The sequence below is a fragment of the Actinoplanes sp. NPDC051470 genome, from assembly GCF_040682035.1.
Lineage (GTDB): Bacteria > Actinomycetota > Actinomycetes > Mycobacteriales > Micromonosporaceae > Actinoplanes.
Genome location: NZ_JBFBAA010000005.1, coordinates 332,500 through 357,989, shown reverse-complemented (window position 1 = coordinate 357,989; position 25,490 = coordinate 332,500). Strand labels below are relative to the sequence as shown.

Here is a 25,490-nt window from a genome sequence, read left to right as displayed (position 1 = left end):
TTCGCGCAAGAGGCGCCCTCTCCTCAGCCGTTCCTGCCTCAGCCTTTGCTGTAGAGGCTGACGCCATCGCTGCCCGAGGCCGTGTCGTTCTTGCGGTCGCGGCCCTTGGGCTCGAAGCGGAGCACGGCGCCGTCCTCGTCGTGGCGCTCGATGGTGATGGTCGGGCCGGCCGACAGGCTCAGGTAGCCGTCACCGCCGACATAACCCGTGACCGTCGAATCGTTGGCGCGGACGACGGTGAAGTTGAGGCGGTTGGGCGGGATGTGGGTGAGGGTGATGCGCCCGATGCCGAACTTCTTGGCCGGGGTCAGGCCGCCGGAGCTGGTCAGCAGGACCTCGCAGGTGCCGTCGGCGCAGTCCTTGAAGTTCGTGCTGTAGCTCTTTGTCGGAGACGGCTCGGGAGATGGCGTGGCCTTGGATGGCCCGCTTGTCGACGGCGCGGGTTGTGGGGGCTCGGCGTTCGGTTGCGGCGCCGCGGAACATGCGGTGAGGGCAAGGCAACAGGCGATGACGAGAGGCGTACGCATAAGCGTTTTGTAGTCGCGATCCACGCTGGACGGTCGGCCGTGGCCGGGACCGGCCGCGTAATCTGGGCCGATGACGGATCTGCGCGGCGCGATCGGCCGGTATGCGGGGCGGTTCCATGCCGCCGTCGAGACTGAGCACCACGTCGCGTCGCCGCTGGGCGCGTGGCTCCTGCTGGCGCTCGCCGCCTCGGCCGCGCCCCGCGACGAGCGGCTCGCCGACGCCCTCGGGATGCCGCCCGGCGAGGCCAGACACCACGCCGCGGCGCTGCTCAAGGAGCCACATCCGCTGGTCGCGGCGGCCACCGCGGTCTGGTCCACGCACTGGGTCAAGCCCGATCGCCTGGCGTCCTGGCGCGACCGGCTGCCCGGCGCCACCGAGGTCGCGGCGCTGCCCGACCAGGCCGGTCTCGACCGGTGGGCGTCCGATCACACGTACGGCCTGATCGACCGCTTCCCGATCACCATCACCCCCGACGTCGCCCTGGTGCTCGGCAGCGCCCTGGCCACCAAGGTGACCTGGCAGAAGCCGTTCGACCAAGACTCGGTGGCCCGGCTCGGCCCCCACAGCCCGTGGGCCGGCCAGGTCAAGGAGATCCTCCGCAGCCCCCGGGAACACCGGGCCTTCATCGCCGAGTCGCGAAGCGCCGGGCAGGTCGCCGTGCACGTCGCGGCGGCCGAGGGCGGGCTCGACGTGGTGTCGGTGGTGGCCGGCCCCGAGGTCGCGCCGGACCGGGTCCTCGCCGCGGCCCACGAAGACCTCACCCCCGTCTCGCTCTGGGACCTGCCGCTCGGCGAGACCGACCTGTGGCGGATCCAGGAACGAGAGACCGACCAGCCGGAACGGGAGATCCACCACGCCTACCTGCCCGCGTGGTCGGCCACCAACAAGCACGAGCTGGACGCGCCCGAGCTGGGCTTCGGGGTGGCCGCCGACGTGCTCGCCCCGCTGCTGCGGGTGCCGCCCGCCGGATTCAAGGCGGCGCAGTCGGCCACCGCCCGCTACGACCGGTACGGGTTCGAGGCGGCGGCCGTGACCGGCTTCATGACGCTGGCCGGGGCCCGGTGGCAGCCGCAGGGCACGGCGCGGGTCGCCGAACTGCGGTTCGGTCACCCGTACGCGGTGGTCGCCGTGGCCTCGCCCGACGACGCCGGACCCTGGCACGACCTGCCGGTCTTCTCCGCCTGGGTCGCCGAGCCGTCTGAACTTTGACCTGCTCCGCGCGTTGATCGCCATATGCGAGTCGACGGCCTGTTCGTCAACGCGGCCAAGGTGCTGCTGCCACCCGGGCGCGAGCCGGCCGGGCGGGCGGTCGGGCGCGGGCTGGTCACCGCCGAACACGCCGCGTCCTTTCCCGTCGACGAGCTGCCGGTGGCCACCCCCGCGGAGAGCACCGAACTGCTCGCGCTGGCCGTCGCCGGCAGTGCCCTCGGCGAGGCGGCCGTCCGCCCCGAGGACGTCGGTTTCCTGGTGCACGCCTGCGTCGGCGACACCTCGTACGAATGGAAACTGGCCCCTCGCCTGGCCCGCCTCCTAGGAGCGGACCGAGCCGTGGCCCTGGGCCTGCGGCAGAACTGCAACGGCGCCGGCGTCGGCCTGCAACTGGCCGCGGCCCACCTGATGACCGAGCCACGCACCGAGAACTGCCTGGTCGTGACCTCGGACGCGCTCGGGGCGGACTGGCCCCGGCGCTGGTACCTCGGCTACGGCGACGGCGCCACCGCGATGCTGCTGTCCCGCCGCCCCAGCCCGATGGCCCTCCTCGCCGTGGCCAGCAGCGGCCGCCCCGCCAACGAGGCCCACTACCCCGCCTGGAACCCGTTCCGCCCCGGCGTGCCGGCCGGCCCGACCGACGAATCCGCCCCGCACGCCGGCTTCCTGCTGCGAGCCGCCGTCCGCGACGCCGCCGAGGCCGCCCTCACCGACGCCAACCTCAACCCCTCTGCCGTACGCACAGTGCTGCTGAGCCGAGTCCGCCCCGCGATCGCCAACGTCCTGGTGGCCGGCGTAACCCGGGCCGGCCTGACCGCCACCCCCCTCAACCTGGCCGACCGCTCAGGCCACCTCTTCGCCGGCGACCTGACCGCCAACCTGGCCGACCTCCTCTGCACCGACCCCATCGGCCCCACCATGATCGTCAGCTTCACCGGCGACATCGACGTGACCTGCGCAATCGTCGACTCCCGGGTGTAGCCCGCGCCACAGCCAAAGCCAGAGGCGGTCCGGCCCGGGCCTCCGGTAACCTGTGGGCCAGCGGGCCGCTAGCTCAATGGCAGAGCTGTGGACTTTTAATCCATAGGTTCAGGGTTCGAGTCCCTGGCGGCCCACCAGGTGAAGCATTGCGCGAACCGGATCCGGTTCGCTGGCGTCGCCGGTGGACGTAGCGGTGTCATCCGCGTCCACCGGGACGTCGCCCGGTACCCGGAACACCGGGATGATCTCGTCGTTGTCGGTGATGCGGACTTCGGCGACGAGTTTCTCGATGGTGGCCTTGCGCTCGGCGGAGGTGCCGTCCGCGATGACGTGGTGCAGGTGATCGCGGATTCGGGCGAGGGTGCTGGGTGAGGGTGCGGTCGGTTCGTCGCTGATCAGATCGGTGATCTCGGCGCGGCGGACCTTGAGGGCTTCGATCTCGGTCCGGAGTTCGCGGAGCCGGGGTCCGGTGTCTTCCTCATCCATGGTGCCGTTCTCGAACGCGGTGCGGTATTTGTCGCGGGCTGAGGTTTTGGCCGTGATGGCGGCTTCGACGGCGTCGAGTTCGGCTTGGCGGTCGGTGTTGCTGCCACGGTGGTGGGCTTGGGCGCGGGTGATGGCGTCGGCGATGAGGGTGTCGGCGTTGCGGTAGAAGTCGTGCAGGGCCTGCAGGACGGCTTCGTCGAGGGCTGGGGCGTCGAGGCGAGGGCTGGTGCAGCCGTCGGCGCCGTACCGGGTGCGGGAGTAGCAGGTGTAGTAGTGGTAGCGGCGGGTGCGGCCTTTGGCCGAGGTGCCGATGTATCTGTTCTTGCACCTCGGGCAGGTGATCAGGCCGGTGAGGTGGTAGTCGGAGTCGCTCATGGCTCGCTGGTGGTGGGTGTCGGAACGGGCGTCGGCGATGTCGCGGACGCGGCGCCAGGTCTCGCGGTCGATGAGTGCGGGGTGGGCGTCGGTGACGTGGGTGTCGCCGTAGACGATGTCGCCGGTGTAGGCGGGGTTGTCGAGGATGCGGCCGATGGTGAGTCCGGACCATTTCTTGCCGGTGCGGTTGGTGATGCCGCGGCGGTTGAGTTCGGCGGCGATGGCACGTGTGCCGAGACGTTGGTCGGTGTAGAACCGTACGATTTCCCGCAGGATCGGTGATTCGTTTTCGTGGGGGACGAGTTTCTGTGTTGCGGGGTCGATTAGATATCCGTAGGGGCGGGTTCCTCCGGCCCATCTTCCTTTGGCGGCTTTGGCGTTCATGCCGTTGATGACGCGGTCGATGATGGTTTCTCGTTCGAATTCGGCGAAGACACCGAGGAGTTGGACGAGCATGCGGCCAATGGAGGTGGAGGTATCGAAGGGTTCGGTGGCGGAGGCGAACGCGACTCCGGCGTCGTCGAGTTCGTTGAGCAGATCGAGCAGGTCGGACAGGCGGCGGGAGAACCGGTCGACGCGGTAGACGAGCAGGATGTCGTAGCGTCCGGCCTTCGCGGCGCGTAGCGCGCGTTGCAGGCCGGGGCGTTCGGTGGTGGCTCCGGACGCGTCGTCGGTGAAGGGTTCGGCGGCCAGGATCCAGCCGGGTTGGGAGTTGACGTACGAGGTCAGCGCGGCGAGTTGGGCGTCGATGGAGAACGGCTGGTGTTCGTCGTCGGTGGATCGGCGCAGGTAGAGAGCTACTCGGCGGGTGCCGGTCGGGGTGTCGCCGAACCCGGTGCGGGTCCGGCGGCGCTTGGCTCTGCTGGGTGTGGCTGCCACGGCGAGGTCCTTCGAGGGGTGATGGCCGGGTGGACGGCACCGGTGATGGTGTCGTCCACCCGGCATGCGGTCAGGCGGCGGTGGGTTCTTCGGGGTGGCGGCGTTCGTAGCGGGCGATGAGTACGGCGAGGGCTTCGACGGCGTCGGTGTATTCGGTGGCGGTCATGGGGGTCGTTTCCACGTGAGCGATACGGATTTCGGTGATTGCGGCCCGTCCCCGGCCCGATGCGTTCCGTGATTTTCTGTCATTCGCGGATCGCGACCCGGTTTGCGTAGGCGCATTTTTATGATACCCGATTTCTGTCGTTGAATGGTCGGGGTCGTGCGGCATATGCCTCCACAGGAGATGCGCAAGATTGAGTGTTTTGCGTTACGGATCATGTGTCCGGATTCCTTTCTCGTTTCGATTTCCGGAGTTGCAGTTGCGGCTTTGGCGCGGCTGTGTACGGAAAGCGGTGGCCGGCAACCCGATGGGGTGCCGGCCATGGTGAGGGCGTGCGGGTGCTACGGGATTTGCGGGGCTGTCTGGTCGTCGGTGATGAAGACGTCGAGCAGTGCGACGGCGTGTCGTAGCCGGGTTTGGGCGTCGCGGTTGCTGACGGAGTACTGCAGGTCAGCGTGCAGTTGGTCGACGACGCCGATGACCGGGGCGGTGCGGATGGCGGCTTGCGGTGTGCCGCGTAGCCAGGTGGTGGCGAGTTGCCGGGAGGCGGCTGCGGCGGCGAGGCCCGTCGCGGAGACCGTGTAGTCGCGGCCGTCGGTGGCTGGGTGGTGTCGATTGGTCGGGCCGGGCGGTTCCGTGGTGAAGATGCGTAGCCACCGGACGGCTCGGCGTAGGGCGTGGTGGGCTTGCTGGTCGCTGACGTATTCGTCGCGCAGGATGTCAAGCAGTTCGGCGACCATGGCGATCACCGGGGCGCTCTGGACTGCTTTGTGCGGGTGCTCGAGCAGGGTTGCGGTGAACCACTGCACGTCGTGAGGTTGGCGGATCGGTTCCGGTTCGCCGAGCAGCTCGGCGAGGGAGCGTGTGGCGTGCACGTTGTCTCCTACTTCATTGGTCTCGGGCTGCACACCGGAGTCGCCGGCGTGCTGGTCCGCGGGGGTGTCGGTGTTCTCGATGACTTCGGCCGGTTCGCTGTGGTGGGCGTTCATCAGGTGTGCTCCGTGGTCTCGTCGTCGTACGGGAGTTCGGACAGGCGTAGCCGGGGACCTTGGTGGCCGTGCAGCCACCACACGTTCTTGGCAGGCGACTGCCCGGTCGCTGCGGCGTGATCTCCGGCGGCGGTGGCCACCAGGTTGGGGACGTCGGTGCCGGTCAGGAGTTGGTGCAGGTTGAGCTCGCGGCGGGCGGAGGGCAGCCAGAACAGCACCGGCCACCGCCAGCGGGTCATATCCGCGAGCTGCGCGTAGTTGGCGATCTTGTTGGCGAGGACAGGCAGGCTTTCGGTGCCGAGATCCATCTCCAGGAGGAACGGCACCTGCCGGCCGTGTTCGGCCCAGACGCCGTGGGCGTCGGGGCGGGGCAGGTTCTTGAGCAGCATCAGGCTCGGGTCGTCGCCGGTACGGAAGAAGGCTCCTCTCTCCTGCAGGGCGGAGGCAGGCCGCCACGAGATGAGGCGGCTGCCGGGGTGAGTGCGCTCGTGGGCGGCCAGGTCGGCGAAGAACTGGTTGGTGGCCAGCAGGTGCGGCAGGTTGGCCCGGGAGGTGAGGTGCTGGCGTCGCTGCCGCGCCTGATCACGGCGTGGTAGCGGGTCGCCGCGTTGGGCGGCGACGATCTCGGTGCCGAGTTGATCGAGCAGGTAGTGGTACGGATACGAGCCGCCCTGCCAGCGTTGCGGCCGGAACCGGGCTACCACGCCGAGGGCGAGGAGCTTGAGCAGCCGCCGCTGACAGAACGTCAACGAGCCGTACAAAGCGGTGTTGATCTGGTCGGTGGTCAGCACACCGTGGTCGTAGAGCCAGCCGAGCAGCCGCAGATCACGGCCGGTGAGGGCCGATTGCGCCCGCAGCAGGCGCTGTTCATTGCTGGTACGGATAGGCATCACCCCCAGGGGAGACCCCAGAGAAGGGTCTGTCGCAGCACCCGACGGTCACCGCCGGATAGCGGCTGACCTGCACTGACAGGCAGACGATGGGGTCTGTGTGGGGGTCTGTGTCAAGACCGACTCCCACACCGACACCCGGACGCACCCTGGCACCGACACCCCGACCGCATCCGGCCGGTCGACCCGTGCCGAGAGTCGTGGTGGTTCCGGTCCGAGGCCGGGATGCTCCGGCCCGCCGACCTGGCGGCGGTGCAGTCGGCGGTCTGGGGCGTGCTGTCTGTGCCGGGCACCAGTTGGGTGCCGGTGAGGCGAGCAACGGCGCTGACGAACCCGTGGCCGCGAGCGCGACAGGTTCTGACAGATCGACCGCGTGCTGCGGGTACGGACTCCGGTAGGCGCGCGGAGGTAACCCCCGCAGGCCTACCGGTACTCGATGAGAGAACGGCCGGTTCATGGACACTCCTTCTGGTTGGTAGGAACGGGACACGGCCTACCGCGGCGCCGCCGACGGGCACGGGACTGGGACCGTGGCGGCGCCGGTCATGGCGGCGAGCGAATGACCGCGGCAACCGGCAGGTCGGCTCTCCCCGCTGTCGGGGTTTCGTCGCTGCTTCCGGTTGGCGCTTCCGCGTGGGTAGGCCGGTCGCGGATCAGCTTGACCAGCGCGGACGCCCGCGCATTCGACATCGCATACCCCTGCCCGCGTAGCACCTCGGCCAAGGCTTCCCGCGACAGCGGGCGCCCCTCGCGGGCCAGATCGCCCGCAACCTTGCGGGCGACGGGGAGCAGGTCGCGGATCTCGCCATCGACCGTCCCAGGCGGCGGACCGTCGTCCGCGATGGTGGGAGGGTGTTGCGGACGTCCGGGACCGTCCGGGACGGCCGCCGAGGTCGGGACCGTGGTGGCAGGGCCGGGTCCTGTCTGTCCGAGTGCGATCTTCACCATGGCTAGGAACCCGACCGCCGGTAGCGCTGCCGCGAGCCAGCCGATGACCGACGGCTCGGCCTCCACGACCTGGGCACCCAGCGACAGCACCACCGCGACGACCAGGACGACGGCCGGGAACCGCAGATGAGCACGGAGGCGTTTACGGCGCCGTAGTTCCAGGCCGCCGGCCACGGACATCAGCTCCAGCACCACGGCGTCGGCCCACGCCAGCCATCCCGGCTGGCCGTGCGCTTGAGCGACGTCGTGCACGTGCGTGAATGAGGCCGCCGCCGCGGCCGCCCCGATCGCCAGCATGATGACGACCTGGACGACGCCCTCGACCCTGGCGGCACGGTCCGCACGGGCCAAGGGCGGCTTACGGGCTTCACTCACCGGCGGCCCCCGCACTGGTGGGGCCCGGCCGTGCCGGGCGGTGGGAAAGATTCCGTGCGCGGTGACAGACCGTGACAGATCGCGAACGGACGCGGACCGGCGCTGGTGACAGATCCAGCGCGTATCGTGCTCTCCCCAAACAGCGTGACAGTGATCGATAATCATGGCTTCACTCTCCATAGAAGATGACGAGTCCGCCCCAGGAAGCGGAGCGGGGGATGAACGAAGCAGCCGTCGCGGCCCAGTGAGGACGGCGACGGCAGCAGGCAAGCACGCAAGAGACTGCGGGTTTGCTACAGGAGAAAGGGACGGCGGTACGCCGTTCTGGACACGAGCCCAGCAAGATTTTTTGCAGCGTTCACACCGGCGACGGGGGTTGGTGGTGCAGCCGAACCGATCAACACCGCCATCGGACAGCGCTGAGCTGGCCTTCCGTGACCTGACGCCACTCACGTTGCCGGGCAGCCGAGACGGCACGACAAGTCGGCACGGACCGTTGTTCGACTGGTTCCTGGACCGCTTCGCCCTTCTCGACTGGACCATCCCGGCCGGCCACCTCTCTCCAGGCCTGCCGCCTCGGGACATGCGTCCCCGTATGCTCCAGCGGTTCCTGCTCGAAGACGCCGACTACCAGCAACGCGATCAGATCTGGGCCGCCGTCATCACCGGCGCCCGCAGGCCCGCCACCGCCGAGCCGTACCGGATCCTCGCGATCGGCCTCGCTGCCCGCGGACTACGGGCCGCCCGTAAACGCATCAAACTGGCCCACCGCGACGACACCGCCGACGTCGACCACGACCTCATCCACGGCTTCCTGAACCGACTGAAAACGATCGACGTCCGCGCCACTAACCTCGGCATGAAGCTCATCGAGAGCGGCGTCACCTACGCCAAAGGCCAACAACGTCGACGCCCCAAGACCATCCGGTCACCCGCAGCCGAACCCGAACCGGTCAGCGCTGACACCCCCGACGAGGACGTCAACACCCTGTTCCACACGGTTCTGGCCGCGTTCGCCGAAGCCGGGAAGCCGCTCACCGAGCGAGACATCAAACTGCTCACCATCACCGGGTTCGACCAGGTCAGCATAAAGGAAGCGGCCGACCAGTTGGGCATCGGTCTGGAAGCCGCCTACAAACGACGCCAACGCGTCCAAGCACGATTCCAGCGATACTTCGCCGCGCCCGGCCGGGAAGACGACGAGGATCCGGTCACCAAGGCACGTGGAAAGGCGATTACCGGTCGCGATGCCACGGCATCCGCGGAGGCGGCGGCACCACCGACTCATCGAACGGCTCCGCTCCCTGCCCCACCGCGATCAACTCGCCGATCAAGACCGACAGCTCCTGCTGCCAGCTCGGATCACGATCGATCCGCAACACCCCACGGATCCGATCCGACACCACAAGCACCGGACCACCCGACCGTCCCGCCAGACTGAAATCCGGCCCGTGCACCAGCACCACCACACCCGCGACACCAGCTTGCACGGTCACCTCCGGTGGAAACGGCCGCGACCGCGCGATGTCCCACAGCGTCGCCACGAGTTCCGCCAGCGCGATCTCATCCTCGATGAACACCACGAACGACGACGCCGCACCCCGCGACCGAACCGGCCACACCGATGCCGGAAGGTCCCGCAGCTCCGAGGCCAAGGAAGCCGCCGTGCCCTCGCGGTCGTTCGCCGTGCCCGTAGCGGCGAACGGTGCAGTACCGCGGGCATCGAGAGGCCCGCTGCCGGAGTCGATAGGCGTGGCGCTCACCTGACCAAGACTGCCAGCATTCGCCCGAGCTGGGTAGCGGTGAGCCAGCGGTCCTCGGCGACAAATCGTCACCTGTGATGCCGCGCTCTTGAGCAATCGGTTAACGGCTGAGCGCGCTTCTCTCAGCTAGGTGCCGGATGAACCGACGAGATGCCGAGCCCAAATCTCCGTCTCGTCTATTCCGTGGCACGATGGCCTGGTGGATGGTCTGGACGCAGGCGTGGTGGTGTGGGATGTCGATGGCACTCTGATTCCGGCGGATCTTCGCTGGTTGCGGCGCGCTGTGGCTCGGACGTACGGGATCGACGAGTCGGCTGTGAAGTTTCCGGAGAAGAAGGTTCACGGCTACACCGACGAGTCGATCGTTGTCGACACTGCTGTCACGTCCGGCATCAACGCGGCGGATGCGGAAGCCGGTGTGCCTCGGTTCGGTGTGGTCTTGGCTGAGGTCATGGATGCTGGCCGCGACGAGCTGGCCCGGGTTCAGCCGCCGTATCCAGGGGTCGTCGAGAGCATCGCCGCGCTGCACCGGCGTGGTTTCGTGCAGACGGTGCTGACCGGGAACCTGCGGCACGCGGCCGAGGTCAAGGTCGCTTCGCTGGGCGTGGGCGACGAGTTGGACCTCGACATCGGCGCGTACGGATCGGATGATCGGGACCGCTTCCAGCTGACGGCGGTCGTGGCGCGTCGCTACCGCGACAAGTACGGCACGCCGCTGCTTCCGGCGCGGACCGTAGTAGTGGGGGACGCGCCGAACGACATCGCCTGCGCCCGGAACGCGGGGTTCCGGGCTGTGGTGGTTGCTCACCGGGCCAGCCGGGAGGAACTGGCGGGCTACGAGCCGGACGCGGTGCTCGACCGATTGGACCCTGACTTGCTGGTGTCGACGATCGCCGGCCTCACGTCGGCTGATTGAGGAGAACCGACCTTTCGTGATTCAGGCTGCGGCGATGCGCTGATCCATTTCGCGTACTACCGGTTCCTTGTTCCAGGGGCTGAGGCTTTCGCGGGCTCGCTGGGCGCGGGCGATCCCACGAAGGTTGCCGATGCGGCGTAGCTGTTCGTAGGCGTCGCCGAGGGTGGTGCATGCGGCGTCGAGGTGACCGGTGAGTCCGTAGGCGGCGGCGAGGTCGACACGGGCGGCGAGGGCGACGTTGAGATTCCCTTCGTCCTCACCGAGGGCGGCGGCGGCGTTTTCAAGATGTTCGATGGCGACTGTGGGTTCGTCAAGCAGCAGGTAGCAGGTGCCTTCGTAGACCTGGACGCGAGTGGTGTTCCAATCGCTGAACAGTCCAGTCCGGTCGTCGTCGGTGATCGCGGCGGCATGCTGTCGTGCCTGATCGAGAGCGGCCTTGGCCTGACGCGGGAGGCGCAGGGCCGCGTACGCCTGGGCTTGTTCCGCCGCGATTCTCGCTTGCGCTGCCGCCGTCAACTGCGGGCCGGCGGCGCTGGCCTCGTCGAGTAGGCGCAGGCCGGTCATGATGTCGCCGTCGGCGTGAATCAGCGTGGATGCGCCGGAGTGCAGGTTGCTTTCGAAGATCCGGGCGACAGCGGCGAGGCGGACGTCCCCAGACCGGTCGGCGAGCGTGCGGGCGTAGCCGCAGTGGGCGAGAGCCATGGCGTGGTTGCCCTGTGCGCTCCACAGTCGGCTCGCGACGATCGATGCCTCGCCGAGCACGGCGCCGATGTCGGCTTTGATCGAGTCGGAGCCTGCCTTGCGGTACAGGGTCAGCAGGCAGTCGCGGTGCGCTTCAACGAGACTCAGCAAGGCCGAGGGCGGGACTGCCTGCCGCTGCTGGGCCAGCATGCTGGTCACCAGGGCGAAACTGCTCCACTCGCCGCGTCCCGCGCCGCTCCCGTGCAGAAGTTCCTCGGCGGACGGCTCCAGCTGTGCCAGGACGAGTTGGTCGACCGCCGTGGCATCGGATGTGGCGGCTGATGAACGCCTGATGTAAAAGCCGATCTCATGGTCGGCTGCCACCTGCAGGACCGCGCGGAATGCCTCCCTGCGCCGCCTGCCGGGCCAGCGATTCTCGCCGCGCTCCAGCCGGCCGATGTCTGTCTCGTCCCACTGGTGAACGATCTGGTGGTGCTGCCAGAGGTAGATGTTGATGGCCTCGGCGAGTTCCTGCCGCGACATCGGCCGCCCTGACCCGGACGGAGACGGCTGCCGTCGTCGCGTCTGCATCAGCAGCGAATTGGGCTTTGGCTTGCCTTGGTTCACCGTGACACCATCCTCCGCACGTCGAAAAACAGCCGATGGGATCTTCGGGTGACTCAGATCGGGCGCTGGCCTACGGACGGCGGCACGCTCCTGCCGCCCACCCTCATGATGGCCTATCTGCCGGTGGTCGAAGGCCCGGCAGGTCTCGGGTACGTAGCTGCCTATGCTCCAAGGTGAATCAATCAACCCTCTGAGCCGCAGGGACCGTCAGCGCTCGAACTCCCCGGATTGGACTCCCTCGATAAATGCGGCCCACTCGCCCCGGTTGAACTCGAGGACGGGGCCTTTGCGGTTCTTGCTATCGCGGAGGCCGACCGCCCCGTCATCGGCGTAGGCCACCTCGACGCAGTTGCTGGCGCCGTCGCTGTAGCTGCTTTTGAACCAGTTCGCGAATTTGCTGAGACTCATTATCTGCTCCCTGCATGGTCGGACAGATCCTCGGCCGCTGCGGCGAGGAGATCAAGACTGCTGGTGGGGTCCAGCGCCGCCTGTTGAAGGCGCTGATACAGGTCGACGTGGTGGCCGGTCTGGGCCGGTGTGGTGAGGACCAGATCCTCGCCGTCGGTATCGACGGCGACAACGGTGGGATCCTTCGGGTCCGGGAATCGATATGTGAAGAAGGCCGACTTGGGCACGACGTAGCCAGGCAAGGCGGCCGGCAGCGGCAGGACTCGGATGGTGACCTTCCGCCGCTCACGTCCCATCCGAGCGAGGTGAAGAAGCTGGGCTCTGGTCACACCAGGCGGTGCCGCAGGCCGGCGTATCGCAAGCTCATCGATGATGACCTCGTAGCTGGGCCCGTCCGCTCGATCGAGGATGCGTTGCCGGACAGCGCGGGCTTCCAATGCGCGGGTCGGGTCGAACGCCTCGGGGCGGATGCCGCGATTGGCGCGAGCGCGAACCTCGGTGAACTCCGGAATCTGGAGTAGGCCGGGCAGCAGCGTCAGGTGGTACTCGGCGATCGAGCGGGCGCCAGCTTCCAAGTCGGCGTACAGAGCCTGCTGCGGTCCCATCTCGTCGCGGAACTTCTCCCACCAGCCACGTTCCCGGGCGTCCCTGGCTATGGACATGATTTGTTCCCGGCGGCGTTCGCCGACTCGGAGGACGTCGAGGATGCGGGCGATCTCGTCGTCAGCCGGACGGACGTGCCCGTTCTGGAGCTGGCTGATGCGTTGCCGAGGCATTCGGACGGCCGAGGCGAGCCGGACCGTCGAGTAGCCGTGTTCCTCGCGCAATTGGATCAGCTCAGCTGCGAGGCGACGCCGTCGAACATAGGGGCTTACCATCGAGGATTCCTCCGGTGCGGACTGAGCAAGGTGAACAACACTGGAACTGTCGGGGCCGTGCGGCGTCGTCCGGTGTGGCCAGAGCGTAACCCTGGATTTGCGCCTAGGAGCGCTAAGTGGGTCTAACCCATGCCGTAAACGGGCAGCTCAGGGGGCCTTTCTCCCGGTAACTCTCCTACTAAAACTCCCGATAATTCAGGGTTCCGAGTCTGCCGACTGTCGGTGATCGTAGGCACACCACACGCGACATATCGATGGCTTGTTGAGTGAGTAGTCGCCGGACTGTCGCAGCACCGCATACCAAGATTCGGTTGCCACCGAGGAGGACGTGATGACTGCCAGCGGGTCACCGGCACCGACCCCATGTCGTATCGGTGCCGCCGTACCCGACGTCGACCCGGCTGGCGACGACATGCCCCAGCGCTTCGGCAATAACGGCCCGCACGTTGCGGTAGTCAGCCGGTGCACAGCTGCAGGCGCCGCGTTCTCCCCTCTTGTCCGGTCACAGCCTTCCCCCGAGCGCGACGGCCGGACCCGGTCGCGCGGTTGGTCCGCCTTTGCCCGGCGCGATCAGCCGCGCGGCCGTGAACCCCAGGTGCCTCATCGGTACGCGCTGGCGCCGGCAGCGAAGGAGTCGACTGTGGGCGCTACTAATGACGAGATCACGCGGGTGGCCGGGTCGACCGGGTCCTATCCGCTTTGTGGCCTGCTCTTCTGCCGCTGCGGTGCCCGGTTTTGTCGCTCGAGTTCACCGACGTCGAAGCGCGAGTACCGGTCGGTATGCGGATGCCGCCTCCGCCCGCTCGACGCGGACAACATCGAGCGGCTCGTGCGTACGGAGGCGGTCTCTCGCGCTCCTGGCGCGGCCCCGCTGGGCGGGTCGATGAAACCGCCCGAGGCGCTGTTCCACCTGTATTCCCGGATCGAGGTCGGCGGGACGGTCGACGACGTGCGATTCGTCCGCCGCATGTAGGCCGCGCCCGCCGTCGTTGCCATCGGGCGCGGCGGCGGGTAGCGCGGCCCACCCCGGTGTGACTCGGCCCTCGTGCCCCTGCAACCAGCGTCCGCCCGATCTCCCGATGGCGGACTAACCCCCATACAGAGCCAGTGAAGGGACATCCCCGGTGTCGTATCCGGTCGAGGAGTTACAGCGGTTCGGTTATCAGCAGGAGTTGCGGCGGGCGCTGCGGTTTCGTGACCTGCTTGCCTACGGCCTCATCTTCATGGTGCCGATTGCGCCGATGGCGATCTTCGGGGCGGTGTTCTCCGCCTCCGGCGGCATGGTGGTCGGGGCCTATGCGATCGGTGTGGTGGCACTGGTCTTCACCGCGTTCTCGTACGCACAGATGGTGAAGGCGTTCCCGCTGTCCGGGTCGGTCTACAACTACGTAGGCCGGGGGATCGGCGCCCCGGTCGGTTTCGTGGCCGGGTGGGCGATCATGCTCGACTACATCCTGGTGCCCTCGCTGCTGTACCTGGTCGCCGCAGTCGCGATGAATGCCACCCTCCCTGCGATCCCGGTGTGGCTGTGGCTGATCGGATTCGTCGCGGCGAACACCATCGTGAACTCGATGGGAATCCGGATGACCGCCCGGTTCACCTGGATCATGCTCATCGGCGAACTGATCGTCCTGTTCGTCTTCCTCGGCTTCGGCGTGTGGGCGATCCTCACCGGGGCGGGCCGGTGGACCTGGGAGCCGCTGTACAACCCGAACACGTTCGGCTGGTCGCTACTGCTCGGCGCGACCTCGGTGGCGGTGCTCTCGTTCCTGGGCTTCGACGGCATCGCGATGCTCGCCGAGGAAGCCAAGGGCGGCTCGAAGGCGATCGGCCGGGCGATGGCCGGGGCCTTGTTCGTCGCCGGCCTACTTTTCATCGCCCAAACGTGGGTGGCGGCGATCCTGACCCCCGACCCGCAGGCGCTGATCACCAACGGAGATCCGGCGGGGACGGCGTTCTACACAGCCGCCGAGGTGGCGTCCGGACCGTGGCTGGCCACCGTGTGCGCGGTCGCGACCGCCATCGCCTGGGGCCTACCGGACTCGATGGTCGCGCAGGTTGCGATCTCCCGCCTGTTGTACGCGATGGCCCGCGACAAGCAACTCCCGGCGTTTCTGGCGAAGGTGTCCCGCAAGCGCAACGTGCCGCGCAACGCGATCTGGCTCGTCGCCGCGGTCTCGCTCGCGCTCGGCCTCTACATGAACCAGCGCGGCGACGGGATCGCACTGCTGTCGAGTCTGATCAACTTCGGGGCGTTGACCGCGTTCCTGCTGCTGTACCTGTCGGTGATCGTCTACCACGTCATCCGGAAGCGCAGCCGCAACCTGGTCGCCCATCTGCTGATGCCGCTGGTCGGGGCGACGATCCTCGGGTTCGTGGTCTGGAACGCGAACGTCGCGGCCCAGCGCCTCGGGTTTGTGTGGATCGGCCTCGGCGTCCTGGTGCTCATCGGTCTGTACCTGGCAGGGCGTCGACCGGAGCTATCCGGCTTCGCGTCCGTGTCACAGCCGGCGACCCCGGCACGTCAGGAGGTGTGACGCCCATGGGAGAACACACGTACACCCCGACGGCAAAAGACCTGGCTTACACGTTCGGCGGAGTCCCGCCTGTGGCCAGCCTACGCTCCGGCCACGTGCTGACGCTGTTCACCGAGGACTGCTTCGGCGGCGCCGTCACCACCGTCGACGACCTTCCGAGCCAGGTCTGCACGTTTCCGTACCTGAACCCGGTCACGGGACCGTTCTTCATCGAGGACGCCGAACCCGGGGACACCCTCGCCGTCCATTTCCTGTCGATCGTGCCTGCCCGCAAGACCGGGATCTCAAGCACGTTCCCGCACTTCGGGGCGCTCACGTCCACTGCCCACACGGCCACCCTGCAACCGCCGTTGGAGGAGCGGGTCTGGCTCTACGACATTGACGCCGAGGCCGGACTGGTGCGCTACCGCGCCCGCAACTCAGACTTCACAGCGGACCTGCCGCTGGACGCGATGCACGGCACTGTCGGTGTCGCCCCGGGCGCCTTCGAAGCCCGCAGCACCATTACCTGCGACGCTCACGGCGGGAACATGGACACCCCGGAGCTACGCGCCGGCACGACCCTTTACCTCGGCGTCAACATGCACGGAGCGATGCTCGGCCTCGGCGACGGACACGCCCGCCAAGGACAAGGAGAGTCCAGCGGGGTCGCGATCGAGGTCGCCATGACGACCACTATCGCCATCGAAGTGATCAAAGACGTGCCGACACTGTGGCCGCGGATCGAGTCCGACAACGCGATCATGTCCGTCGGCTGCGCCCGCCCGCTGGAAGACGCGTTCCGGATCAGCCAACACGATCTGGTCGGATGGACCGCCCAACTGACCGGCCTCGACGCCCTCGACGCCTACCAGCTCGTCGCGCAGGCCGGCACCGCACCGGTCGGCAACGTCGTCGATCCGAACTACACCATGCTCGCCAGCCTGCCCAAACACCTTCTCCGAGGCGCTGATCTCTACGGCGGTACCCACGAGCGGCTACGCGCCACGCCGCACCCCGATGCCACCGGGACCGGCGCGCCATGACCATGTTCGCGACTGCTGACAAGGCCAACCCCGTGCCTACCACCTTTCGACTCGACCCACGCGGCGTCCTGCCTCTGCACGCTGAGCTGTATCTACTCGCCCACGACGATGACACTAGCAACCTGCTGATCAACCAGCAGTCCCTCGAATTCGGTCTGGCCGGCGCCCTGCTGCTGGAACTTGCGTTCAAGGAGTACGTCGCGGTCGGCTATCACTACGACGACTTCCGCCGTCAATGGCAACGCCAGCCCGGCCGGTTGACGCTCTGCCAGTCCGGCCCCACCGCCAACACCCTGTGGGATGCCGCGCTGACTACCGTCGAGCAGGTCACCCGCACCCATCGGGACGCCGATCAGCTACGCGCTGTCCTCCGCTCCTTCGCCGCCGCTGACCTGTACGAGCGGGTCCGGGCCGCGCTGGTCACCGTGGGACTGCTTCAACGAACCACGCGGCGCCGACTGGCCGGACTGGTCAAGACCGAAACCCATCTACCCGTGCACTACGGCTTCGCCGTACGGGCGCGCGCTCACATCCGTGACGCTGTCGCCCATTACGCCGAGACCGCCCGCTACCGGCCCACCCCGCCCGGCGATGAATGCGCCGCCCTGTGCGGCCTGGTCGCAGCACTGGAACTGGCCGACTTCCTGTACGACGCCATGCCCGTCCGCGATCTGAACCCGTGGCTCGAGCACGTTGCCGACAACAGCGACAACCAGGCCATCAGCGCCGTAGTACGCGCCGTCGACGCAGGCCGCGGTGACCTGGCCGTGGCCGCCATGCACTGACGTCCACACCACAGCTCGTAACACCCGTAGCTCAGAACCGCTGGATATCTCCACCGGAACGGCACCAACGAGATCGTAGGAAGAACCAGATGACGATGCGAGAGTCCGGCGCTCTGGCCAACGGCGGCACGCCGCAGACGGCGATAGACACCTCGCGACCTCATCCTGCCAGAAGGTACGACTACTGGCTCGGTGGGAAAGACAACTTCGCCGCCGACCGCGAATCCGCCGATCGGATCGCCAAGGCATTTCCGCAGATCCGCACAGCGGCGCAGGAGAACCGCAGATTTCTACGCCGAGCCGTCGCCTTTCTGTCCACCGAAGCCGGAGTAAAACAGTTTCTTGACATCGGCGCTGGTCTTCCAACGTCGCCCAACGTTCACGAAGTAACCCAGAAGATAATTCCAGCGTCTCGGGTTGTCTACGTGGACAACGACCCCATGGTAGTAAGCCACGCCCGGGGCTTGATGACCAGTTCACCGCAGGGCACCACCACCTGCATACAAGCGGATCTGCGCACACCCGACACGATCCTCGCCGACCCCGCCGTTCGAGCAACCATCGACCTGACCAAACCGGTAGGGCTGCTACTCATCGCCGTCCTGCACTTCCTCGACGACAGCGAGAACCCACACGACCTCGTAGCTCGGCTCGTCGATGCTCTGCCCAGCGGCAGCTACATCGCGTTGTCACACGCCACCTTGGACCCACTTCCCGAAGACGTCATCGAGCAACTGATCGCGCTCACCGGCACCGGCGGCGACCAAGGCACTTTCCGGCCACGTACACGAGTTGACGTTGCGCGCTTCATAGACGGACTGGACCTAATAGATCCCGGCGTAGTTCCGATCGTGCGATGGCGCCCCGATAGATCACCACAAGCCGCCGCTTCGGTGGCGGATACCGCAATGTACGGAGCGATAGCTCGGATTATTTGACCACGCAGTCAATTCAAGGGGGAATGGTGCTGCGAAAAGCGAAATTAATTGTCCTGCAAGTATCGCGTCGCCTGGACTAGGGATCGTCCTCCCGGCGCCAGAGAAGATGCCCGCTCGGATCTACGAAGAAATCGGCCGGTTCGCGACTAGATGAGGAGCAGCGATGGTGCCCGTAACACGCAACTTCCGACCGCTCGGCAACCCGGTAGCTGACATCCGAAACATCGAACGGCTCGCCATGAAGCACCGGGTGCCCCTTGAGGACGTGCTACTGATCGCCATCAACCTGTACGGAATCTCATCAGATCAGGATCGGCACCGGGCGAGGGTCGCGGTGCGCCTCGTCAGCGAGCCCAGCGTCGCCTGGCAGGTCATCGTGCCGCTCAACGCTCAGGAGTCACCGTTCGAGCTGGCCGGCGAAGACCTGGTCATCCAGGGCCGGCTGATCGGGCACGTCGAGCGCATCGATGCCGACGAGGCGGTGGGAGGCTATTTCCGCGACGGTGGGCGTGCGGCCACGCTCAACCCGAACGCCCGCAGTCGTTGCACAGGCTGCGCTTTCTGCCCCAACACGCTCGAAGCCGCAGCTGATCCGCGCCTGGCCGAGGACAGAGCCCTGGACGAACTGTTCACGGCGCTCGTTGAGCAGCATCCCCGACGAAGCCTCGCCGAACTGGCGGAGGTGACGGTATCCACCGGCTGCTTCGAGCGGGAGCAGGCAGCTGTCGAGCACCTGGTCGCGCTGCGGGCAGCTTGCTCTCGTCATCGGATTTCGGCCCGGATCGGATTCCTCACCTCGGTCATCCGCAGTGGCGAGGCATTCGAGCAGATCGCCGCAGATGTTGCGCCGTTCGTTCTGCGGCTGACCGCCGAGTGCTTCACCCGACGCGACCTGATGCTGAAGGCGAGCAAAGCCACCCTGCTCGTGGAGCAGATGCCGGGTCTGTTGGCGCTGGCTCGTCGCGCCGGCCTTGATACTTCCTACACCTACATCGTCGGACTGGATTCGCTGCCGACAATGACAGAAGGCATCGACGCACTTGCGCCGCACATCACCGAGTTCCCGAACTTCCAGGTCTACCAGGCCCACAACTCGATGATGGCGGGTCTGCGGGCACCGGCCGCCGATGACCTCGCCTTCTACCTGGAGGCTCGCCGGGCCATCGAAACGAGTGTCGGACCGACCGGCCTGCGCCCCGTAGCTTGGGAGTGCTATCGGCCCCTGTGGTACTTCACGTTCGGCGACGAGCCGCTGATCACCTATGTCGCCGCTAGTAGCGCGAGATGAGGGATGCCGCCCGGTTCGCGGACGCCTTGTGGCGCGCCGTCACCTACGTGAGCGTGGCTCAGCTTCATCTGAACTCCAACCCGTTGTTGCTGGAGCCCTTGGCACCTGATCAGGTCAAAACCCGTCCTGCTGGCCACTGGGGAACGGTCCCCGGGACCGCCTTCGCGCTGAGCCATGCCGCCATCGGCTCACTCGGCGGTTCCGTCGAGATCATGCCCATTCTCGGCGCAGGCCACGCGGGTGTCGTCCAGATCGCGATGGCCTGGCTGACGGGAGAACTGGCCGCCATCCGGCCCCAGTTCTCACCTGACGCCGATGGCCTCAGCCGGTTGGTGCGCTCCTTCCCCGACGTCGGCGGACTCGGCGCCGAGGTGTCGCCGCTGTTGCCGGCCGGGTCCTATCTCGGCGGACAGCTTGGAGGCGCACTCGCGTTCGCGCAAGGCATGACGCTCGACATTCCGGACCGGGTGGTGATGCCGATTCTGGGCGACGGCGAATGCGAGACGCCGACAACCGCAGCCTCCTGGCTGGCTGCGCAGGCATTGCCCGGACCATGCCCCGTCCTGCCCGTAGTGCACGTCAACGGCTATCGGATGGGCGGGAGGTCGCAACTCGGCCGCATGGACGATGCCGGTCTGTGCGCATATGCGGGCGGGCTCGGCTGGAAACCTGCCGTGGTGAGAGTCGACGCGGCCGGCTACGACGAGCACCAAGAGTTTCATCGCGTACTCCAGGCCGCCGCGGCAGCCACCGTCGCGGGCACACGCACGGTGATCTTCCTGCGATGCGTCAAGGGATGGAGCGGGCCGTCAGAAGTATCCGGACGTCCCGTCCTGAACTCGCCGAATGCCCACAAGACGCCTATCACCGACCCGCGACACCGGCCCGAGCAGTTCGCTGCGCTTACCGCTTGGCTGTTCTCGTACCGGCCCGCTGAACTGTTCAACACGGACGGCACGCCAAGGGAAATGTTGGCCGACGCCCTCAACCTGATCCGGCGTGACACCCAACCTCGCGTCGTTCGCCCCCGTGTATCGAGAGCCAGGCCGGTAAGCCTTCAGGACGGCCGCAGCTTCTCCGAGGCGGTGACCACGGTCCTGCGGCGGCATGCTGCCACCGGTGATTTCCGCGTATTCAGTCCCGACGAGATGGGATCCAACCGGCTCAGTGAAGTCGTTGACGAACCATGGGTCAGCGAAATCCTCGCCGAAGAGGTTCTCCTGGGCTGGCTGGCCGGCTGGACCGCCACGGGCCGACGCGGTCTGCTCATCTCCTATGAAGCGTTCGCGCCCCTGCTGACGACCGGGCTCGTCCAACTACTCAAACAGCGCCGCCTCATCAACGGATCATCGCCCAGCCGACCGAGCCTGAACCTGCTGTTGACCTCGTACGGCTGGAACAACGTCTACACCCACGGCGACCCCTCCTTGATCACCGCACTGCTCGCAACCGGTGACCCGGCGGTGCGGGTGCTGACGCCCGCCGACCCCGGCAGGCTGGCCGCGGCCGTCGACGACGCACTCTGCTCGACCGGAAAGCTGAATGTCATCCTCGCGGGTAAACACACCACTACGAATCGACCGATGGAGACGATCGACGAAGAACTCGAACGCGGCCTCGCCGTCTGGCCTCACCTGAGCGACCTCGACAAACCCGATCTGACCCTGGTGATAGTCGGCGATCTACCCGCCGCCGTGGTCAGCGAGGCTGTTCCGGAGATTCGCCGCCGTAACGGGACACGCGTTCGCGTCGTGGCCGTGCATGACCTGACGGTCCTCGGGCAACCCAGCAGATGGCCGGCGGGCCTGTCGACCGAGGAGATCGATCGCTACTTCGACTCCGGAACGCCGCTACTGATCGTCACGCTCGGCCACCCGGCCGCCGTTTGGGGGCTGATCGAGAATCGGCTCCGGCGACCGGTCGAGGTCATCGGATGGCACGAGCCTGAGCGGCCGATGAGCCAGCGAGAGTTGGCCGAGACGATGGGGATGGACGTCGCCGGTGTGTGCGCTGCGGCAGACCGCCTCCAGGCGGTGCGGACATGAACGACTTGAACATCGACAAGGTCGAGATCATCGACTGCACAGATCTGGTGGGGCCCGGAGACGACGGCCACCTCGTCGCTGTTCATGCTGCCGGTCAGGTCGGCTGGTACGGACCGGTCAGCGTAGCCGCCGCCACCGCGCTCGACGGCAGCCTGGCGGCCTCGGCTATCGGCACGGACGTCACCGACCACTCGGGCCTGCTGTCCGCGCTCCACGGAGCTTCCGCGAAGCCAGGCGATGCCGTCACGTCCTGGGCCATCGGCGCCCTCGACTGCGCGGTATGGGACGTACGTGCACGGATCGAGCAAAGACCCGTCGCAACCCTGCTCTCCACCACGGCACGAAGCCACGTCCCGGCGTACGCGTCCTGGCTCACCTTGGACGTACAACTCGCTGACGCAGAGACGATCCGGCGGGTGGCCGGCCAGGACTGGCAGTTCACCAAGTGGAGCCTGCGCCGTAGCCGTGGCCTTCCCGTCGCGGACGACGCCAAGCGCATGGCCGGCGTCGTCCACCAAGTCGCCGAGGCAACGGGATCACCTGCCGCTTTCGACGCTCTCTGGACCTGGGACCCGACACTCGCGCTCGGATTCAGCGAACAAGTCGACCACACGAAGATGATCTGGCTGGAAGAACCTCTCGCGTCTTACGACGGCACCGGATACAGCGATATCGCGACGGCATGCCCGTACCTGGCCCTCGCTCTCGGCGAGCGACTTCGTCTCGGCGACGACCCGAAAGAGCTGTTGTTGCCCAACCTCGGCGCGCTCACGATCGATGTCGTCGGCTGCGGCGGTCTCACCGTCGCGGCTGGGCTGGTGGCCGAGGCAGCAGTGGCCAGCGTGCCGGTGTATCCGCACGGTCGGTCGCTACTTCCGGCTGTGCACCTCGCGGCGGCGTTCCCCGAGGCGATTGCCGCTGTCGAGTACCAGCTGCAATGGGAACCCCACCGACAGCTCCTGTTCGCCGACCCGCTCGAATGCGAGGGCGGGCAGGTAGTAGTGCCGAGCGCACCTGGGCTTGGCCCGACCCCACGGAGACGCTGATGCCCGCAACCGCCCACAGCCTGCCGATCAAGGGATCCATCAGCGACGGCGACGGGACCCCGCAGGTCGTGCTCACCGAACGGCTCGTCGGATACGACACCTTTCTTACCGGTGTTCTGGACATCGGTCAGCAGCGAATCCCCGTACGAATCATCACCCTCGACGACGTGACCGTCTTGCGCCCTGTGGAAGCAACAGCCCTGGCCGGCGCCACGGACACGTACTCCGGGGTTCTGCACCTGTCGCACGGGTCGCGGCGCCGCCCGATTCCTGAAGACCTCGCCTTGGAGGTCTCCCGCCGGCACCGCACGCTCGACTTACTCGACGAGGCAGAGTTGCGCTACGCGCTGACGTTCCTGGAAGAAGCCACCACCGAAACAATCCGCCAAGCCCGCATTGCCGTCATCGCGGACGCCGTCGCCTCAGTGGACAGCCCTGCCGCCGAAGAACCTGAAAGCAACGACGGCGATCATTCGGCCGCCGCACCAGCGCTCGTCACGGTGGACGTCGGCGGCACGATCGGCACCACGGATCGCCCCGGAATCACGGCCGCCCTGGTCGCCGCGACGCCGCTGGCACGCCGCGACGCCGTACGGCTGCTGCGCGAACGACTGCACACGGCACCCGCCATCACCGATCAGGTAGTCGAAGAGGTGTGCCGGACACTACGGATCCCGGTCACGGCGTTTCCACGCCATGCGACCGCCACGCCACTACGCCTGTTCACGTTCGCGGCTGCCGCACTCGAACAGATCAGCGTCCTGCTGCCGGTGGTGACGCTGTCGAACGTCACGTGTGTGGAGGCGGACCTGCCGCAGTTGAGGCGGCTCCTGGCGCCGTGGGTGGACGACCATTTCCCGTCGTGCAGGATCGGGTACGCCAAGCCCGACCCCCGCGTATTCGAGGCTGTTGCCGCCCAGCGACGTATCGATCCTACGCAGATAGTGCATATTGGGGATGATTGGGAGTGCGACATCCTCGGGGCTACTCGAGTCGGGGCACGCGCCATCTGGATCTCCGGTGGGCGCCCCGTGCCCGAAGCGAGCGAGGCCGTCAAATCCAATGTTCTGGTGGCAACCGATCTTGCCGCTGCCACCGGATACGTCAGGAAAATCTGTGCAGGGAGATACCGATGAGCGCCTTTGCTGGAACCGTCGAGCACTATCGCAAGTACCGCCCCGGAATCCCGCAGGAGGTCGCCGACATCCTCGCCGCCGCCGTGCCCGACCGGCACCCCCGGCGTCTGCTGGACATCGGCACCGGGACCGGGCTAGTCGTCGAGGCGCTGCTCACCCAGTTCGACGACATCATCGCGATCGACAACGACGCCGACATGCTGGCGTCCGCCGAGACGGCCATGCGCCCCATGGTTCCGGAAGGAACGCGAATGGTTCTGCAGCGCTTCTCCGCGGAGGAATTCACGCCGCCGCAGGACTACTGGCACGCCGACCTGGTCACCATCTGCCGCGCGTTCCACTGGCTCGACCAAGCCGCGGTGCTGCAGCGGCTGTCCTCCCAGGTGGCCGAAGACGGTGCGGTGGCGATCTTCGGCGACAACAGCTTCTGGGTGGCCTCCAGCCCTTGGAAAACCGCGGTCCGCTCCGTCATCCAGGACTTCCTGGGCGAACAACGCCGCGCCGGCGCGGGCGTCTTCAACCACCACAACCGCCCCTACAGCGAAATCATGCAAGAGTCTGCTTTCAACCAGGTCGACGAATTCCGCGTACCTGTCCACCGGGTCTGGTCCACCGAGAGCATCCTCGGCTACCTCTACTCCACCTCGTTCGCCGCTCCCCACCTGTTCGGGGATCGGCTCGCCGACTTCGAGGCAACCGTCACCCGCACGCTGACCGAATTCAGCAGCGCCGACACCTTCGATGAGGAGAACGAGTTCCTCATCCGCATCGGCCGTCGGAGCCAGGCGTGAGCCACGTCCTCGACCGGCAATTCGGCCGGCTCACCACTGACAAGATCACCAACGCGCTGACCTCCGCATCGGTTCTCTGCCTGCCGATCGGCTCGTACGAACAGCACGGACCCCACCTGCCCCTGCACACCGACACGGTGATCGCCGAGCAATTCACCACCAGACTCGTCCACCAGTACGGCGACAGCCACGACCTGTGGATGCTGCCCACCATCCCGTACGGCCTGTCGCCCGAGCACGACTGGGCACCGGGCACCATCACCCTCCCCGTCAGAGTGCTCACGGAACTCATCGAAGCCACCTGCGGCGAATACGTCCGATCCACGCCCGCCCGCAACCTGCTCATCGTCAACGGGCACGGCGGCAACCGCGGCATCCTCGAAGCCGTCATCTACGACCTGCACCGACGGCACGACGTCAACGTCTGCGTGATCCACCCCAGTTCGCTGGCCACCGTACGCGCAGACAGCGAACTACCCGAAGTCCACGCCGGCCTCCGCGAGACATCGGTGATGCTGGCGCTCGCCTCCGACGACGTCCACCTGGAACGTCTGCCGGACAGCTACGAGCCGGACCCTGACCATGCCGAGGGCACCCGCCGGCTCGTCCTCGATCGAGGCACCACGTGGCCATGGAACTCCGACAACCCCTCCATGTCCCAGCTCGGCATCATCGGCGGCAACGCGAGGAGAGCGACCGCCGAACTCGGCGAACAGATAATCGCCAGCGCCCTCGACCGGTGCCCCGACATCCTGGCTCGCCTGAACAAGCCTGATCCGTGATCCGCGCCCCCCGGGAGGACA

At 67.2% G+C, this 25,490-nt stretch carries 23 protein-coding genes and 1 tRNA gene; 16 read left to right on the top strand and 8 right to left on the bottom strand.

What is annotated here, in order from left to right:
- Nucleotides 1–38 precede the first annotated feature (38 nt).
- Nucleotides 39–551 (bottom strand): hypothetical protein, encoded by a 513-nt coding sequence (locus tag AB0M54_RS12765; protein WP_364334163.1) that lies wholly within the window; start codon nucleotides 549–551, stop codon nucleotides 39–41.
- A gap of 46 nt (nucleotides 552–597) precedes the next feature.
- Between AB0M54_RS12765 and AB0M54_RS12760 the strand changes: the two genes are divergently transcribed.
- From AB0M54_RS12760 to AB0M54_RS12750, 3 genes are all read left to right on the top strand, one after another.
- A complete protein-coding gene (locus tag AB0M54_RS12760; RefSeq protein WP_364334160.1) occupies nucleotides 598–1,737 on the top strand; it encodes a hypothetical protein in 1,140 nt (379 codons plus the stop codon).
- 24 nt (nucleotides 1,738–1,761) lie between these two features.
- Nucleotides 1,762–2,718: a hypothetical protein gene (locus AB0M54_RS12755; RefSeq protein ID WP_364334157.1), complete on the top strand. Its 957-nt coding sequence runs from the start codon at nucleotides 1,762–1,764 to the stop codon at nucleotides 2,716–2,718.
- Nucleotides 2,719–2,780: 62 nt separating this feature from the next.
- Nucleotides 2,781–2,855, top strand: a tRNA-Lys gene (locus AB0M54_RS12750).
- Here AB0M54_RS12750 and AB0M54_RS12745 read toward each other — a convergent pair.
- From AB0M54_RS12745 to AB0M54_RS12730, 4 genes are all read right to left on the bottom strand, one after another.
- Nucleotides 2,827–4,458 carry a recombinase family protein gene (locus AB0M54_RS12745; protein ID WP_364470778.1) on the bottom strand — a complete coding sequence of 544 codons (1,632 nt, stop codon included), beginning with the start codon at nucleotides 4,456–4,458 and terminating at the stop codon, nucleotides 2,827–2,829. The genes AB0M54_RS12750 and AB0M54_RS12745 overlap by 29 nt on opposite strands.
- Nucleotides 4,459–4,962: 504 nt before the next feature.
- Entirely contained in the window at nucleotides 4,963–5,610 is a 648-nt protein-coding gene (locus tag AB0M54_RS12740) for a hypothetical protein (RefSeq protein WP_364470776.1), read from the bottom strand.
- Nucleotides 5,610–6,500 (bottom strand): replication-relaxation family protein, encoded by an 891-nt coding sequence (locus AB0M54_RS12735; RefSeq protein ID WP_364470774.1) that lies wholly within the window; start codon nucleotides 6,498–6,500, stop codon nucleotides 5,610–5,612. The genes AB0M54_RS12740 and AB0M54_RS12735 overlap by 1 nt, the downstream gene beginning before the upstream one ends.
- A gap of 543 nt (nucleotides 6,501–7,043) precedes the next feature.
- Nucleotides 7,044–7,823, bottom strand: a complete 780-nt coding sequence (locus AB0M54_RS12730; protein ID WP_364470838.1) for a DUF2637 domain-containing protein — start codon at nucleotides 7,821–7,823, stop codon at nucleotides 7,044–7,046.
- Nucleotides 7,824–8,319: 496 nt separating this feature from the next.
- On the opposite strand from AB0M54_RS12730, the gene AB0M54_RS12725 reads away from it, so the two are divergent.
- Both AB0M54_RS12725 and AB0M54_RS12720 read left to right on the top strand, forming a co-directional pair.
- On the top strand, nucleotides 8,320–9,264 hold the full coding sequence (locus AB0M54_RS12725) for a hypothetical protein (RefSeq protein ID WP_364470772.1): 945 nt from the start codon (nucleotides 8,320–8,322) through the stop codon (nucleotides 9,262–9,264).
- Nucleotides 9,265–9,785: 521 nt separating this feature from the next.
- Entirely contained in the window at nucleotides 9,786–10,502 is a 717-nt protein-coding gene (locus AB0M54_RS12720) for an HAD family hydrolase (protein ID WP_364470770.1), read from the top strand.
- Nucleotides 10,503–10,523: 21 nt separating this feature from the next.
- On the opposite strand, the gene AB0M54_RS12715 is transcribed toward AB0M54_RS12720, so the two are convergent.
- From AB0M54_RS12715 to AB0M54_RS12705, 3 genes are all read right to left on the bottom strand, one after another.
- Nucleotides 10,524–11,810, bottom strand: coding sequence for an XRE family transcriptional regulator (locus AB0M54_RS12715; RefSeq protein WP_364470768.1), 1,287 nt, complete (start codon nucleotides 11,808–11,810; stop codon nucleotides 10,524–10,526).
- A 207-nt stretch (nucleotides 11,811–12,017) separates the two neighbouring features.
- Nucleotides 12,018–12,218, bottom strand: coding sequence for a DUF397 domain-containing protein (locus AB0M54_RS12710; RefSeq protein ID WP_364470766.1), 201 nt, complete (start codon nucleotides 12,216–12,218; stop codon nucleotides 12,018–12,020).
- Nucleotides 12,218–13,096 (bottom strand): helix-turn-helix transcriptional regulator, encoded by an 879-nt coding sequence (locus AB0M54_RS12705; protein ID WP_364470764.1) that lies wholly within the window; start codon nucleotides 13,094–13,096, stop codon nucleotides 12,218–12,220. The genes AB0M54_RS12710 and AB0M54_RS12705 overlap by 1 nt, the downstream gene beginning before the upstream one ends.
- Nucleotides 13,097–13,925: 829 nt before the next feature.
- Between AB0M54_RS12705 and AB0M54_RS12700 the strand changes: the two genes are divergently transcribed.
- The 11 genes from AB0M54_RS12700 (at nucleotide 13,926) to AB0M54_RS12650 (ending at nucleotide 25,469) form a co-directional block, all read left to right on the top strand.
- Nucleotides 13,926–14,069, top strand: coding sequence for a hypothetical protein (locus AB0M54_RS12700; RefSeq protein WP_364470762.1), 144 nt, complete (start codon nucleotides 13,926–13,928; stop codon nucleotides 14,067–14,069).
- A gap of 151 nt (nucleotides 14,070–14,220) precedes the next feature.
- Nucleotides 14,221–15,633 (top strand): APC family permease, encoded by a 1,413-nt coding sequence (locus AB0M54_RS12695; RefSeq protein ID WP_364470760.1) that lies wholly within the window; start codon nucleotides 14,221–14,223, stop codon nucleotides 15,631–15,633.
- A 5-nt stretch (nucleotides 15,634–15,638) separates the two neighbouring features.
- Nucleotides 15,639–16,658: an acetamidase/formamidase family protein gene (locus tag AB0M54_RS12690; protein WP_364470758.1), complete on the top strand. Its 1,020-nt coding sequence runs from the start codon at nucleotides 15,639–15,641 to the stop codon at nucleotides 16,656–16,658.
- A 32-nt stretch (nucleotides 16,659–16,690) separates the two neighbouring features.
- Entirely contained in the window at nucleotides 16,691–17,443 is a 753-nt protein-coding gene (locus tag AB0M54_RS12685) for a GPP34 family phosphoprotein (RefSeq protein WP_364470756.1), read from the top strand.
- A gap of 89 nt (nucleotides 17,444–17,532) precedes the next feature.
- Nucleotides 17,533–18,381 (top strand): SAM-dependent methyltransferase, encoded by an 849-nt coding sequence (locus tag AB0M54_RS12680; RefSeq protein ID WP_364470754.1) that lies wholly within the window; start codon nucleotides 17,533–17,535, stop codon nucleotides 18,379–18,381.
- A 163-nt stretch (nucleotides 18,382–18,544) separates the two neighbouring features.
- A complete protein-coding gene (locus AB0M54_RS12675; protein ID WP_364470752.1) occupies nucleotides 18,545–19,669 on the top strand; it encodes a hypothetical protein in 1,125 nt (374 codons plus the stop codon).
- On the top strand, nucleotides 19,666–21,714 hold the full coding sequence (locus AB0M54_RS12670) for a hypothetical protein (RefSeq protein WP_364470750.1): 2,049 nt from the start codon (nucleotides 19,666–19,668) through the stop codon (nucleotides 21,712–21,714). Before AB0M54_RS12675 ends, AB0M54_RS12670 begins: the two co-directional genes overlap by 4 nt.
- Nucleotides 21,711–22,760: an enolase C-terminal domain-like protein gene (locus AB0M54_RS12665; RefSeq protein ID WP_364470748.1), complete on the top strand. Its 1,050-nt coding sequence runs from the start codon at nucleotides 21,711–21,713 to the stop codon at nucleotides 22,758–22,760. Before AB0M54_RS12670 ends, AB0M54_RS12665 begins: the two co-directional genes overlap by 4 nt.
- Nucleotides 22,760–23,896 (top strand): HAD family hydrolase, encoded by a 1,137-nt coding sequence (locus AB0M54_RS12660; RefSeq protein ID WP_364470746.1) that lies wholly within the window; start codon nucleotides 22,760–22,762, stop codon nucleotides 23,894–23,896. The genes AB0M54_RS12665 and AB0M54_RS12660 overlap by 1 nt, the downstream gene beginning before the upstream one ends.
- The gene (locus tag AB0M54_RS12655) at nucleotides 23,893–24,687 is read left to right on the top strand and encodes a methyltransferase domain-containing protein (RefSeq protein ID WP_364470744.1); all 795 of its coding nucleotides are present in this window, start codon (nucleotides 23,893–23,895) and stop codon (nucleotides 24,685–24,687) included. The genes AB0M54_RS12660 and AB0M54_RS12655 overlap by 4 nt, the downstream gene beginning before the upstream one ends.
- Nucleotides 24,684–25,469: a creatininase family protein gene (locus AB0M54_RS12650; RefSeq protein ID WP_364470742.1), complete on the top strand. Its 786-nt coding sequence runs from the start codon at nucleotides 24,684–24,686 to the stop codon at nucleotides 25,467–25,469. The genes AB0M54_RS12655 and AB0M54_RS12650 overlap by 4 nt, the downstream gene beginning before the upstream one ends.
- Nucleotides 25,470–25,490: the final 21 nt, after the last annotated feature.

Excerpts from the sequence above, each read along its gene's own strand:
- AB0M54_RS12760 (WP_364334160.1), top strand. The coding sequence starts at position 598 with ATGACGGATCTGCGCGGCGCGATCGGCCGGTATGCGGGGCGGTTCCAT.
- AB0M54_RS12755 (WP_364334157.1), top strand. The coding sequence starts at position 1,762 with ATGCGAGTCGACGGCCTGTTCGTCAACGCGGCCAAGGTGCTGCTGCCA.
- AB0M54_RS12740 (WP_364470776.1), bottom strand. The coding sequence starts at position 5,610 with ATGAACGCCCACCACAGCGAACCGGCCGAAGTCATCGAGAACACCGAC.
- AB0M54_RS12735 (WP_364470774.1), bottom strand. The coding sequence starts at position 6,500 with ATGCCTATCCGTACCAGCAATGAACAGCGCCTGCTGCGGGCGCAATCG.
- AB0M54_RS12710 (WP_364470766.1), bottom strand. The coding sequence starts at position 12,218 with ATGAGTCTCAGCAAATTCGCGAACTGGTTCAAAAGCAGCTACAGCGAC.
- AB0M54_RS12705 (WP_364470764.1), bottom strand. The coding sequence starts at position 13,096 with ATGGTAAGCCCCTATGTTCGACGGCGTCGCCTCGCAGCTGAGCTGATC.
- AB0M54_RS12690 (WP_364470758.1), top strand. The coding sequence starts at position 15,639 with ATGGGAGAACACACGTACACCCCGACGGCAAAAGACCTGGCTTACACG.
- AB0M54_RS12680 (WP_364470754.1), top strand. The coding sequence starts at position 17,533 with ATGACGATGCGAGAGTCCGGCGCTCTGGCCAACGGCGGCACGCCGCAG.
- AB0M54_RS12675 (WP_364470752.1), top strand. The coding sequence starts at position 18,545 with ATGGTGCCCGTAACACGCAACTTCCGACCGCTCGGCAACCCGGTAGCT.
- AB0M54_RS12670 (WP_364470750.1), top strand. The coding sequence starts at position 19,666 with ATGAGGGATGCCGCCCGGTTCGCGGACGCCTTGTGGCGCGCCGTCACC.
- AB0M54_RS12665 (WP_364470748.1), top strand. The coding sequence starts at position 21,711 with ATGAACGACTTGAACATCGACAAGGTCGAGATCATCGACTGCACAGAT.
- AB0M54_RS12660 (WP_364470746.1), top strand. The coding sequence starts at position 22,760 with ATGCCCGCAACCGCCCACAGCCTGCCGATCAAGGGATCCATCAGCGAC.
- AB0M54_RS12655 (WP_364470744.1), top strand. The coding sequence starts at position 23,893 with ATGAGCGCCTTTGCTGGAACCGTCGAGCACTATCGCAAGTACCGCCCC.